The 12424-nt window shown below is 65.2% G+C and carries 12 protein-coding genes and 1 pseudogene; 6 read left to right on the forward strand and 7 right to left on the reverse strand.

Features of this window, described 5'->3' with window-relative positions; genetic code table 11:
* A pseudogene (locus tag PMN64_RS29810) lies at positions 1 to 350 on the forward strand (AraC family transcriptional regulator); the annotation flags it as partial.
* Between the two features lie 75 nt (positions 351 to 425).
* On the opposite strand, the gene phaR reads toward PMN64_RS29810, so the two are convergent.
* Positions 426 to 1016, reverse strand: a complete 591-nt coding sequence (phaR, locus tag PMN64_RS29815; RefSeq protein ID WP_411783231.1) for a polyhydroxyalkanoate synthesis repressor PhaR — start codon at positions 1014 to 1016, stop codon at positions 426 to 428.
* A gap of 313 nt (positions 1017 to 1329) precedes the next feature.
* Here phaR and PMN64_RS29820 point away from each other — a divergent pair, with 313 nt between their 5' ends.
* From PMN64_RS29820 to PMN64_RS29830, 3 genes are all read left to right on the forward strand, one after another.
* Complete coding sequence (locus tag PMN64_RS29820; protein ID WP_028343574.1) at positions 1330 to 2508, forward strand: acetyl-CoA C-acetyltransferase; 1179 nt, start codon at positions 1330 to 1332, stop codon at positions 2506 to 2508.
* 267 nt (positions 2509 to 2775) lie between these two features.
* On the forward strand, positions 2776 to 3501 hold the full coding sequence (gene phbB / locus PMN64_RS29825; RefSeq protein ID WP_411783232.1) for an acetoacetyl-CoA reductase: 726 nt from the start codon (positions 2776 to 2778) through the stop codon (positions 3499 to 3501).
* 187 nt (positions 3502 to 3688) lie between these two features.
* The gene (locus tag PMN64_RS29830; protein ID WP_411783233.1) at positions 3689 to 4561 is read left to right on the forward strand and encodes a DMT family transporter; all 873 of its coding nucleotides are present in this window, start codon (positions 3689 to 3691) and stop codon (positions 4559 to 4561) included.
* A 258-nt stretch (positions 4562 to 4819) separates the two neighbouring features.
* Here the strand turns inward: PMN64_RS29830 and PMN64_RS29835 are convergent, their stop codons facing one another.
* Together PMN64_RS29835 and gloB are read right to left on the reverse strand one after the other, a co-directional pair.
* Positions 4820 to 5251, reverse strand: a complete 432-nt coding sequence (locus PMN64_RS29835; RefSeq protein WP_411783234.1) for a cupin domain-containing protein — start codon at positions 5249 to 5251, stop codon at positions 4820 to 4822.
* Positions 5251 to 6018 carry a hydroxyacylglutathione hydrolase gene (gene gloB, locus PMN64_RS29840; RefSeq protein ID WP_304497747.1) on the reverse strand — a complete coding sequence of 256 codons (768 nt, stop codon included), beginning with the start codon at positions 6016 to 6018 and terminating at the stop codon, positions 5251 to 5253. The genes PMN64_RS29835 and gloB overlap by 1 nt, the downstream gene beginning before the upstream one ends.
* 184 nt (positions 6019 to 6202) lie before the next feature.
* On the opposite strand from gloB, the gene PMN64_RS29845 reads away from it, so the two are divergent.
* The gene (locus PMN64_RS29845) at positions 6203 to 6955 is read left to right on the forward strand and encodes a class I SAM-dependent methyltransferase (RefSeq protein WP_028343579.1); all 753 of its coding nucleotides are present in this window, start codon (positions 6203 to 6205) and stop codon (positions 6953 to 6955) included.
* A 49-nt stretch (positions 6956 to 7004) separates the two neighbouring features.
* Here the strand turns inward: PMN64_RS29845 and PMN64_RS29850 are convergent, their stop codons facing one another.
* On the reverse strand, positions 7005 to 7772 hold the full coding sequence (locus PMN64_RS29850) for a DUF4167 domain-containing protein (protein WP_411783235.1): 768 nt from the start codon (positions 7770 to 7772) through the stop codon (positions 7005 to 7007).
* Positions 7773 to 8270: 498 nt separating this feature from the next.
* On the reverse strand, positions 8271 to 9161 hold the full coding sequence (prmC, locus tag PMN64_RS29855; protein ID WP_411783236.1) for a peptide chain release factor N(5)-glutamine methyltransferase: 891 nt from the start codon (positions 9159 to 9161) through the stop codon (positions 8271 to 8273).
* Positions 9162 to 9266: 105 nt separating this feature from the next.
* On the opposite strand from prmC, the gene PMN64_RS29860 reads away from it, so the two are divergent.
* The gene (locus PMN64_RS29860; protein WP_304497744.1) at positions 9267 to 9692 is read left to right on the forward strand and encodes an HIT domain-containing protein; all 426 of its coding nucleotides are present in this window, start codon (positions 9267 to 9269) and stop codon (positions 9690 to 9692) included.
* Positions 9693 to 9867: 175 nt separating this feature from the next.
* Here the strand turns inward: PMN64_RS29860 and PMN64_RS29865 are convergent, their stop codons facing one another.
* Both PMN64_RS29865 and PMN64_RS29870 read right to left on the reverse strand, forming a co-directional pair.
* Complete coding sequence (locus PMN64_RS29865; protein WP_411783237.1) at positions 9868 to 10566, reverse strand: ABC transporter ATP-binding protein; 699 nt, start codon at positions 10564 to 10566, stop codon at positions 9868 to 9870.
* A complete protein-coding gene (locus tag PMN64_RS29870; protein ID WP_411783238.1) occupies positions 10563 to 12416 on the reverse strand; it encodes an ABC transporter permease subunit in 1854 nt (617 codons plus the stop codon). Before PMN64_RS29870 ends, PMN64_RS29865 begins: the two co-directional genes overlap by 4 nt.
* Positions 12417 to 12424: the final 8 nt, after the last annotated feature.

Below are 12424 nucleotides of genomic sequence, written 5' to 3' on the forward strand. Positions count from 1 at the left end.
ACAAGAGCGGCAAGGCGACCAAGCCGCATGTCGAAGGGCTTGCGCACCCGCTTTTGGAAACGCCGGAGGAGTGGATCCTGCACGGCTTCAGCTACGGCAATTATCTGCGCGAGCTCGGGCGCAACGCGCAGTCGGAAATCTACCAGCGCTCGTCGGTCGATCTCGCGCTGCGCAACGCGTTTCGGGCGACGCGCAAATTCCTGATGGAGTGTTATCGCCTCAGCGAGGATGAGGCGCTGGCGCTGATCTCGCTCGGCGTCGATTTCGGCGTCACGCAGGTTGCCGACGGCAATTGGGGCGTGCACGCGATCGTGCGCAAGAGCATGCTCCCCGGGGCAAGCGGCGCCTGACGCCGGCCAGGGTTGCCGCCGTCAGGATTTCGCGAAACGATAGCGGCCGGTGCGTCCGGCCGATCGGCGAAGGACCTACTCGTCCTTCTTGGTCGGCTGCGACATGCGCTCGAGGCGTTCCTGCATGTCCTTCATCTGGCGGCGAAGATCGTCGATGTTGCCGTCATCGGGCGTCGGCTCCGACACCTTCTCCGCCTCGCCGCCACCGCGTTGCGGCACGAACGGCTTGAACATCGAGAAGGTCTGCTGGAACAGCTCCATGTTGCGGCGGACCTGTTCTTCCAGCGGCGCAAACGGCGTCCCGCTCAGCGCGCCCGCGATCTGCTTGCGGAATTTTTCCTGTTCCTTGGTCAGCGTCTCGATCGACTGTTCGAGATATTTCGGCACCACCATCTGCATGCTGTCGCCGTAGAACCGGATCAGCTGGCGCAGGAAGGTGGTCGGCAGCAGATTCTGCCCGGCCTTGTTTTCCTGCTCGAAGATGATTTGCGCGAGCACGGAGCGGGTGATGTCGTCGCCGGTCTTGGCGTCATAGACGAGGAAATCCTCGCCTTCCTTCACCATCGCCGCGAGATCCTCGAGCGTCACGTAGGTGCTCGTCCCGGTATTATAGAGCCGCCGGTTCGCGTATTTCTTGATCGTGGTCGGTTGTTCAGATTTTGCCATGGGCTCTCACTTCAACACCGAAGAACCTGGAACCCTACGGCATCGCCGCAGGGCAAAATGCAACGCATCGCAGCAAAGGTAAGCATTTTCAAAGCGGTTCGGCTACAGTTTTGTGCTGTGCGGTTAATTCCAAAGCATAGGATTTGCTCAGGAAAGTGCCAAGGGCGTCATTTTGAGTGCGTCGCGGCGCGATTTGCCCGACAGTGCGATTGACATGTCTCGACGAGGTTTACAGGATAGCCGTCAAGAGACAGGCCCGCCAAATCGGCCGCCCGCCGTCGAGAAACCCAGCTACAACCCATAGGAGATGTCCATGTCAGACGATGTCGTCATCGTCAGCGCCGCCCGCACCCCCGTCGGTAGCTTCAACGGCGCTTTCGCCACCACCCCGGCCCATGACCTCGGCGCGATCGCCATCAAGGCGGCGCTGGAGCGTGCCGGCGTCGAGGGCGGTCAGGTCTCCGAAGTCATCATGGGCCAGATCCTCACCGCCGCGCAGGGCCAGAACCCGGCGCGCCAGGCCTCGATCGCGGCCGGCATCCCGGTGGAAAGCCCGGCCTGGGGCGTCAACCAGCTCTGCGGCTCCGGCCTGCGCACGGTGGCGCTCGGCTACCAGGCGCTGCTCAACGGCGATTCCTCGATCGTCGTCGCCGGCGGCCAGGAATCCATGAGCATGGCCCCGCACGCCCAATATCTGCGCGGCGGCGTCAAGATGGGCGGCCTCGAGCTGATCGACACCATGATCAAGGACGGGCTGTGGGATGCCTTCAACGGCTACCACATGGGCAACACCGCCGAGAACGTCGCCAAGCAGTACCAGATCACCCGGTCGCAACAGGACGAGTTCGCGGTCGCTTCGCAGAACAAGGCCGAGGCGGCGCAGAAGGCCGGCAAGTTCAAGGACGAGATCGTCCCGGTCACCATCAAGTCCCGCAAGGGCGATATCGTGGTCGACGCCGACGAGTATCCGCGCCACGGCGCCACGCTCGACGCGATGGCCAAGCTCCGCGCGGCCTTCGAGAAGGACGGCACCGTGACCGCGGGCAACGCCTCGGGCATCAATGACGGCGCCGCCGCCGTCGTGCTGATGACCGCCAAGGAAGCCGCCAAGCAGGGCAAGAAGGTGCTGGCCCGCATCGTGTCGTGGGGCCAGGCCGGCGTCGACCCCAAGATCATGGGCACCGGTCCGATCCCCGCCTCGCGCGCCGCGCTGAAGAGGGCCGGCTGGAACATCGCCGACCTCGACCTGATCGAGGCCAACGAGGCGTTCGCGGCGCAGGCCTGCGCGGTGAACAAGGACCTCGGCTGGGATCCGGCCAAGGTCAACGTCAATGGCGGCGCGATCGCGATCGGCCATCCGGTCGGCGCGTCGGGTGCGCGCGTGCTGGTGACGCTGCTGCACGAGATGCAGAAGCGCGATGCCAAGAAGGGCCTCGCGACGCTGTGCATCGGCGGCGGCATGGGCATCGCTATGTGCGTTGCACGCGACTGAACAAAAGGCAGCGAGGCCGGTTAGGTGATGAAAAGATCATCTGTCAACCGCGAAGCGAGCTGATAAATAAGATGCCCGGCTTTGCGCCGGGCATTTTTGTTTCGAGAGCATGATCCGGAAAAGTGTGAAGCGGTTTTCCGAAAGGATCATGCTCAAAAAGGGAGCCAAGGCGCGATGACGATTCAGCCTGATCTCATCGCGCTTTGTTGAGTGAGTGCGTAGGCCGGAGTTATCCGGTTATAAAAGACGGCCAAGGAGGAAACGGACATGGCACGTGTTGCATTGGTGACGGGCGGAACGCGCGGTATTGGAGCTGCGATCAGCAAGGCGCTGCAAGCGGCGGGCTACAAGGTGGCGGCGAGCTACGCCGGCAATGACGCCGCGGCGGAGAAGTTCAAGGCGGAGAGCGGGATTCCGGTCTACAAGTGGGACGTCGCATCGTTCGACGCCTGCGCGGCCGGCGTCAAGCAGGTCGAGGCCGATCTCGGCCCGGTCGACGTGCTCGTCAACAATGCCGGGATCACCAAGGATACCGCATTTCACAAGATGACGGTCGAGCAGTGGAATGCCGTGATCAACACCAACCTCGGTTCGCTGTTCAACATGACGCGCCAGGTGATCGAGGGCATGCGCGCCCGCAAGTTCGGTCGCGTCATCTCGATCTCCTCCATCAACGGCCAGAAGGGCCAGTTCGGCCAGGTCAACTACTCGGCGGCCAAGGCCGGCGACATCGGCTTCACCAAGGCGCTGGCGCTGGAGAACGCCAAGGGCGGCATCACCGTCAACGTGATCTGCCCCGGCTATATCAACACCGAGATGGTGCAGGCGGTGCCGAAGGACGTGCTCGAGAAGAACGTGATCCCGCAGATTCCGGTCGCCCGGCTCGGCGAACCCGAAGAGATCGCGCGGGCCGTGGTGTTCCTCGCCGCCGACGATGCCGGCTTCATCACCGGCTCGACGCTGACCGTGAACGGCGGCCAGTATCACGCCTGACGCGACAAGCGTCGTCGCGTCGCAGGCGCGGAAAATCGACCAGCGAGTGCCCGGCCTTGTGCCGGGCATTTTCGTCTTTACAACGCGCCACACGCGAAGGAAGACGTGGCCGGCCGGGACATCGGCGAGCGGCTTCAGACCGCCATCCTTTGGACAGCCATGCCCGGCCACGACGGATTGATTTGAGATGACGACCCGAACTGCCACCCTTGTCGGACTGACCGCCATCCTGATGTGGTCGCTGCTGTCGGTCATGACGGTCGCGACCGGGACTATCCCGGCGTTCCAGCTCGCGGCCATGACGTTTGCGATCGGCGCCGCGGTGGCGTTTGCGAGCTTCCTGTTGCGTCCATCAGCCTTCGGCGCATTGAAGCAACCGCTGGTCGCCTGGGTCGTCGGCGTCGGCGGGCTGTTCGGCTATCACGCGCTGTATTTCCTGGCGCTGCGCTTCGCCCCGCCGGCCGAGGCCGGCCTGCTCAATTACCTCTGGCCGCTGTTGATCGTGCTGTTCTCGTCGCTGCTGCCGGGCGAGCGGCTTGCGGTGCATCACATCGTCGGCGCGCTGCTTGGGCTCGCCGGGACCGTGCTGCTGTTCGCCGGCAACACCGGCGCCTTCACAAAAGAGCAGATTCCAGGCTTCGCGGCCGCCTTCGTCGCGGCGTTCGTCTGGGCGTCCTATTCGGTGATGTCGCGCCGGCTCAAGGCGGTGCCGACCGATGCGGTGGCAGGCTTCTGCCTCGCGACCGCCGTGCTTGCCGCGCTCGTGCACATGATGGTGGAGACGACGGTGTGGCCCGCGACGCCGCTGCAATGGCTGGCCGTCGTCGCGCTCGGCATCGGTCCGGTGGGGGCTGCGTTCTTCGCCTGGGACATCGGCATGAAGCGCGGTGATATCCGCGTGCTCGGTGCCGCATCCTACGCCACGCCGCTGCTCTCGACCGCGTTCCTCATCCTCGCGGGCTTCGCCAAGCCCAGCGCCAACATCGCGATCGCCGCGATCCTGATCGCCGGCGGCGGGCTGATCGCAGCAAAGGACATGGTGTTGAGAAAAAGGACGTAGAAAGCGTAGGATGGGTAGAGCGAAGCGAAACCCATCAACTCCTATCCACGCGGCGAGATGATGGGTTTCGCTGCGCTCTACCCATCCTACGAAGAAGGTTGTTGCTACTGTTTCACCGTCACCCTGAGGAGGCCGCAACGCGGCCGTCTCGAAGGGTGGACGGCCCCGTCTGTGGCCGATTCATCCTTCGAGGCTCGCTCCGCTCGCACCTCCAGCGACAAAGGCGAAGCCTTTGCGCGGGGATGACGGAAAAAGCTCCTACGACGCCGGCTCCCAGCCCGTTGGCGCCAGCTCGAACTTCGCGAACTCGAATCCCGGCGCGACGGTGCAGCCGACCAGCGTCCAGTCGCCGCTGCTTTCGGCGGCCTGCCATGCATTCGCCGGCACGATCGCCTGTGGCTGCTCGCCGCGCGCTAGATCCGGCCCGAGCGTGATCGAATGTGGGGCGCCGTCCTGCGCGATCCGCAATGTCAGCGGCGCGCCGGCGTAATAGTGCCACATCTCCACGGCGTCGATGCGGTGCCAATGCGAACGCTCGCCACGCGCCAGCAGGAAGTAGATCGCGGTCGAATGCGCGCGGCCATTGGCGTCGACGCGCGCGTCGCGAAACGTCTCGCGATAATGTCCGCCTTCGGGATGCGGCTGCAGCGCAAGCTGCGCGATGATATCGGCCGCCGAGAGGTCTGCCATCACGACTTGTTCTTGCGCTCGCGGAGCTCGCCGAACACCAGCGCCGGGTCGGCGCCTTTCATGTGCAGCTTGGCCGCCACCGCGGGCTCGTCGGCGCGCAGGAACACGTTGGCCTTCTTCTCGTCGCCGAGCAGCACCGGGATCGTCGGCTTGTTCTCGGCGCGCAGTTTTGTGACCTCCGCCGCGCGCGCCTGCAGGGCCGGATTGTCGGGCTCGATGGTGAGCGCGAACTTCACGTTGGAGGCGGTATATTCATGGCCGCAGTAGAGACGGAAATCGTCCGGCAGCGAGCGCAGCTTCAAAAGCGAATCCCACATCATGGGGTAGGTGCCTTCGAACACCCGGCCGCAGCCGATCGAGAACAGCGTGTCGGCGGCGAACACCGCCTTCTCGCCGTCGAACACATAGGAGATATGGTCGAGCGTATGGCCGGGAGTTTCGACCACACGGGCCAAGAGGCTGCCGACCTTGATGACATCGGCATTGGCGGCGCGCAAATCGACATTGGCAATCTTGGCCGACTGGTCGTGCGGGGCGACGACGCGGCAGCCGTATTTCTGCTTCAGCTCGGCGACGCCGCCGACATGGTCGCCATGGTGATGGGTGATCAGGATATCGGTCAGCGTCCAGCCTTCGCGCTCCAGCGCCTTGATGATCGGGCCGGCCTCCGGCGCGTCGATCGACGCGGTCGCCTTGGTCGCGGGATCGTGGATCAAATACCCGAAATTGTCGGTGAGGCAGCTGAAGGTGCGAATTTCGGCGGTCATGATATCTCCACGAACAAACGGGACGGGCATTTCAGAGCATGATGTATTCGAAAGACCGGTATCGACTTTCCCGGATCATGCTTTTAACGCGCCCAGTATAGGGGTGAAATATGGCGTTAACGCTCCGGCGGCAATGCAATTTTCGGCGCACCCGGGCAGCAGGGGGCGTGTTAGGCTAAACACCATGGACGTCATCGACCTGCGCGACTTCTATTCGCAGCGCCTCGGCATCGTGGCGCGGCAGCTGATCAACCGGGGTATCCGCGCGCGGTGGCCGAACGCGGAAGGCCAGCGCGTGCTCGGCCTCGGCTATCCGACCCCCTATCTCGGCCTGTTCCGTGAGTCCTGCGAGCGCTGCATTGCCTTCATGCCGGCGGCCCAGGGCGTGCTGAAATGGCCGACCGGCCGGCCGGCGCTGGCCACCCTGATCGACGAATTCTCGATGCCGCTGCCCGATGCCGCGGTCGACCGCGTGCTGCTGGTGCACGCGCTGGAGATGTCCGATGATCCGGAGCGGCTGCTGCGCGAGGTGTGGCGGGTGCTCTCGCCCTCGGGGCGGCTGATCGCGATCATCCCGAACAGGCGCGGCGTCTGGACGCGCACCGACGCCACGCCGTTCGGCCATGGCCGGCCCTATTCGCGGGCGCAGATCACGCAGCTGTTGCGGCAGACCTGGTTCACGCCGTCGTCGTGGGGCGAGGCGTTGTTCATGCCGCCGGTGCAGGGCAGCTGGTTTCTGCGCTCGGCGATGGCGTGGGAGCGGGTCGGCGCGGCGCTGTCGATGCCGTTCGCCGGCGTGCATATCGTGGAGGCGACCAAGCAGGTCTATCGCGCCATCCCCGCGCGCCGCGAGCGCACACAGCTGATCCCGTCATTGCGTCCGGTGCTGGTGCCGTCCTCGACGGCGACGCGCAAATCGACTCACGCAGAGTCGTGACGCGGACAATTCACCCTCCCTGTGAAGGGAGGGTGACAGATTCTCACGATTACTCGTTGCCCGGATTGAAGTCGTCGCTCGGCGCGGGCTGCGCCGCCATGTCGGGGCGCGGGCCGTGCGGACGGCGGCGGCGGCGCGGAAAGCGCTCGCTCCGTTCGCCGCGTTCTGCGCCGCCATTGCCTTCATAGGTGCCATTCACCTGCGGCTGCGCGCCGCCGGTGATGAACGAGGGCAGGCGATCGACGCCGCCGGCATCGGCCATCGCGGGCTGCGGCTGGTTCTGCGGTTGCGGCTGATATTGCGGCTGCGGACGATGCTCGCGCTCGCGGTGCTCACGCGGCTGCTGGTCACGCTCGCGATGCTCGCGCGGCTGCTGCTGCTCGCGCTGGTACGGCTGCTGGCCGTTGTCGCGGATGAAAGGTTGCTGCTGCTGCGGCACGAAGCCCGGCTCCTGGCCGAAGCTCGAATAGCCGTCGCTGTCGTCGTCGCCGTCTTCGGTCGGGGTGACCTCGGCGTCGGGGCGCGGCGGCTGCTGATTCTGCCGGAACTGCTCCTGCGCGGCCGCGATGATCCGGTAGTAGTGCTCAGCATGCTGGTAGTAGTTTTCAGCTGCCACCGGATCGCCGGAGGAGCGCGCATCACGCGCAAGCTGAACGTATTTCTCGGCCACGTGGGAGGCCGTGCCGCGGATCTTGATATCGGGTCCGTTCGATTCGTACACCCGTGTCAGGGGATTCTGGCCGCGCCGGTTATTGTTGTTGTTATTGTTGTTGTTATTCCGGTTGCGCATCCGCTTGTTGTTCTGACCGTTTCTCATCTGTCGCCTTTTATTCCAGCCCTGAAGTTATTGCAGTCCACAGTCCGATTTCTCAGCAGTCCGATTTCTCAGAAGTCCGAATTCCCAGAGTCCGATTCGGCGCGCGCCTAGGCACACGGAATCGCAATACCGTTCGAAGTGGTTTCGATGTCGCCGACCATCTCGTTCAGCAAAGTCGCGTGCAGCAAAGACGCGTTCCCCAACCGCCGGCAATCGCGCCAGCGACCAAATCATTCCGCCCGTTGAGACAGGCTCAGTTCTCGTGCGTAAGTCTTCAAGCGCAATAACAGGCTTTCGTTCGCTTGGCGGTCGAGAGCAGCACAGCTTCGGCTATTGCGCTCTATGTGACCTGCGTTCCTGGAACCTTTCGATCGGCGGGCTCTGCTGAACCCTGGTCATCACCCGTAACGGATTACGGGGCCAGCACCGATGTTGTGCCCGGAACGTAGTCGTTCCCGGGGGATAATCCAAGAGGTTTTTTTTCGTTCCAATAGGACTTTATCGGGGCAGCCGGCGGGCGGAAACGGCCCTCGGGATGCCCCCGAGATCGGCTTTTGGCGGCCCCGTTGGGGATAAGCCGGATGCCGTCATCAGCGCTTCAACGTCGCCGCTCTGACCCTGTCCGACTTCCACAACCAGAAATCCTCCTGACGTCAGAAGACCCGCGGATTGCGAAATCAGCGCGCGGTAGGCGTCGAGCCCGTCGGCCCCGCCGTCGAGCGCCGCGCGCGGATCATGCGCGCGCACCTCGATGTCGAGCCCGGCGATCTCGGCCGAGGGGATGTAGGGCGGGTTGGACACGATCAGTTCGAACGCGCCGGCCAGCCCGCTGCCGTAGTCGCACTCGATCCATGTCGTGCGCTGGCTAAGTCCGAGCGCGGCGGCGTTGCGCCTCGCGGTCTGAAGCGCCTCCGCCGAGATGTCGGTGGCGAAGCCATGCGCGTTCGGCAGTTCCGAGAGCAGCGCCAACAGGATCGCGCCAGAACCGGTGCCGAGATCGGCGATCCGCAAGGCACGCTCGGCCACGCCATCGGCGCGCAGCAGTTCGAGTGCGCGCTCGACCACGGTCTCGGTGTCCGGGCGCGGCACCAGCGTCGCGGTAGAGAGATGCAGCGGCAGTCCCCAGAACTCCTTGATGCCGAGGATGCGCGCCACCGGTTCGCCGGCGAGGCGGCGCTGCGCGAGGCGCTCGAGGCGATCGGCCTCGTCCTTCGTCAGCGTACGTTTGGCGCCCGTGATCATGCCGGTCAGATCGAGCCCCAGCACGGCGCCGACCAGCAGTCGCGCATCGAGCTCGGCGGCGCCGCTGCCGGCTGCCTTGAGGCGGGCGGCGAGGCTGCGCCGGGCACCCCCGACGGTCTGGCTGGCATTGTCGGCAGATGTGCTCATCGCGCGTTGTTAGCCGATGGTCGATGCGGCGTCGATATGGCTTGCGCCCCGTGCGGCCGGCGCGCACGGTCGAAATCTCAACCCATCGATCCGGAACGCGCGACCATGACGGGCTATGACGACCAGAACATCTTCGCCAGGATCCTGCGCGGCGAGGTCCCGAGCTTCAAGGTCTACGAGACCGACCGGACCTTTGCCTTTCTCGACATCATGCCGCGATCGCCGGGACATACCCTAGTGATTCCGAAGGCGCCCGCGCGCGGCATCCTCGATATCGCCGAAGACGACCTTGCCGCGGTGGCGCGGTCAGCCAAGCGCATCGCCATCGCGGCGACGAAGGCGTTTGCCGCCGACGGCATCATCATCCAGCAGTTCAGCGAGCCCGCCAGCGGCCAGGTGGTGTTTCACCTGCACATGCATGTGATGCCGGTGAAGGCCGGCGTCGCGCTGCTGCCCGCGCAGACCGTCAAGGCGGAGATGGATGTGCTAGCAGATCACGCCAGGCGGATGATCGCGGCGCTGGGAGGGTGAGCGGGTAGCCCGGTCCGACGCGGGAATGCCGTAATCCCTATCCCGAGAGGCCATGCGCAATATCGAGTTCGTCATTGCGAGAAGCGATAGCGACGAAGCAATCCATCCATCCGCGCACGCGGACCGATGGATTGCTTCGCTTCGCTCGCAATGACGGCGGAGAAAGCGACGCGCCCTACACCCCGAGATAGCGCTGCAGGACGTCGGGCTGGGCCTTGATCTCCTGCGCCGGCCCCTCATGGACGATGTGCCCGTTGTTGATGATGTAGATGCGCTGCGCCAGCGCCAGCGTCGCGGCGAGGTTCTGCTCCACCAGCACGATGGTCTGTCCGGCCTCGGCCAGATCGCGGCACGCCTTCATCAGGTCGCGCACGATCACCGGCGCCAGGCCCTCGAACGGCTCGTCGAGCAGGATGATCTTGGGATCGCGCACCAGGGCGCGCGCGATCGCCAGCATCTGCTGCTCGCCGCCCGACAGGTCGGTGCCGCGGTTGCCGCGCCGCTCGCGCAGCCGCGGGAACATCTCGTAGATACGCTCGAGCGGCCAGCGCTGCGAGGCGGTCAGGCCGGCGATCACGAGGTTCTCCTCGACGCTCAGGCTGCCGAAGATGCGGCGCTCCTCATGGACCAGCTGCATGCCGGCCTGCGCGATCTTGTGGCTCTTCCGGCCGGAGATCTCGACGCCGTCGAACATCACCGAGCCGCGGCGCGGGGTGACGACGCCGATCAGGCTCTTCAGCGTCGTGCTCTTGCCGGCGCCGTTGCGTCCCAGCAGTGCTACCACCTCGTTGCGCTCGACGCGCATCGAGACGTCGAACAGGATATGGGAATCCCCGTAATAGCTGTTCAGTCCGTTGACCTCGAGCAGGCTCATGCGGCGAGCACTCCATGCACGCCGCCAAGATAGGCCTCCTGGACGGTCGAGTTGTTCTTGATCTCTTCCGGCGTTCCCTCGACCAGCACGCGGCCCTCCTGCAGCACGGTGACGCGCTCGGCGAGCTCGAACAGCGCATCCATGTCGTGATCGATGATGATCACGGTGCGGCCCTGGCTGATCGACTTCAATAGCTTGACGGTCTCGACGCGCTCGCGCGGGCTCATGCCGGCGAGCGGCTCGTCAAGCAGCAACAGGCTCGGCGACGTCGCCAGCGCCAGCCCGATCTCCAGCCGCCGCTTCTCGCCATAGGCGAGCTCGGACACGGGCGTGTCCGGTCGGGATGTGAGATTGACCAGCTCAAGCGTCTGCTGCACGCGCTCGGACAGGCCGGGGATGCTGTCGATGCTACGGAACAGGTCGAGCTTGAATTTGCCGCGCAGCGCCGACAGCGCCGCGATCACCAAGTTCTCGCGCACTGTCAGTCCGGCGAACAGCTGGTTGACCTGGTAGCTCTTGGTCAGGCCGAGCTGACAGACGTCGGTGACATTCATGCCGGTGATGTCGCGGCCCTCGAACAGGATGGTGCCCGAGGTCGGGTGAACCTCGCAGGTCAGCATCTTGAAGAAGGTCGACTTGCCGGCGCCGTTCGGGCCGATGATGCCGCGCAGCTCGCCGTGATTGACGGTGAAGTCGATGTCGCTGTTGGCGAGCAGGCCGCCATAGCGCTTGGTCAGGCCCCTGGCCTGGAGGATCGGGCCGGACCGATTGCCGCCGGCGCGGGGCGCTGCCAGCTTCGGCGCGGGCGCTGCGGTGTGTCGGTCGCTTGCCACGGCGACGACCTCGGGTGCGCTCTCGTCCGGCTCCTTGGCGCCGCGCTGTCCGGTCAGGAGGCGGTAGAGATCGGCGAGGCCGCCGATGATGCCGCGGCGCAGGAAGCATACCAGCAGCACGAACACGACGCCGAGCACGAGCTTCCAGGCCGCGCCGAGCCCGAGCGCCGCCTGCAGGAAGTCCTGCAACGACAGCCAGACCGCGGCGCCGACCAGCGGTCCGAACAGCGTGCCGCGGCCGCCGATCGCGGTCTGCATCACGAGCTGCCCCGACGTGTCGAAGGTGAACGCGTCGGGCGGCATGAAGGCCTGCAGCACGCCGAGCAGCCCGCCGGCAAAGCCGGCATAGGCGGCGGCGATCACGAAGGCGGTCAGCTTGTAGCCGTGGATGTTGTGGCCGACCGCGGTCGCGCGCAGCGGATTGTCGCGGATCGCGCTGAACACGGCGCCGACCGGCGAGCGCACGATGCGCAGCGCGATCACGACGCCGATGAAGTAGCACAGCGCCAGGAACTGATAGAGCGACCAGCCGGTGGTGAAGTGCAGCGTGGTGAAGCCGAGATTGAAGCTCGGGGTCGGCACGCCCGGCAGCCCGTTCTCGCCGCCGGTGAAGTCCGACAGCGGATTGAACTCGACGAAGAAGAACACCTCGGCGATCGCGACCGTAATCATCGCGAAATAGATGCCGGTGCGGCGCAGCGCGATCAGGCCGATCAGATAGCCGGTGGCGGCGGCCGCGATCATGCCGATGACGAGCGCGAGCACGACGTAGGGAAAGCCGGCGCGCGTCAGCAGATAGGCCGCGACGAAGCCGCCGGTGCCGTAAAAGGCCGACTGGCCGAACGACAGCAGGCCGGTGAAGCCGAACAGGATGTCGAAGCCGAGGCCGAACAGGCCCCAGACCAGGATCCGGTTCACCGTGTTGGGCGCGAAGCCGAGCCACGGCAGCACGAAGGGCGCGACGATCAGGCCGGCGGCCGTCAGGAATTCGATCAGGTATGGGCGCTGTTTCAGCATCTAAATAT

This window comes from Bradyrhizobium sp. UFLA01-814, assembly GCF_046718885.1.
In the GTDB taxonomy this organism is placed as follows: domain Bacteria; phylum Pseudomonadota; class Alphaproteobacteria; order Rhizobiales; family Xanthobacteraceae; genus Bradyrhizobium; species Bradyrhizobium elkanii.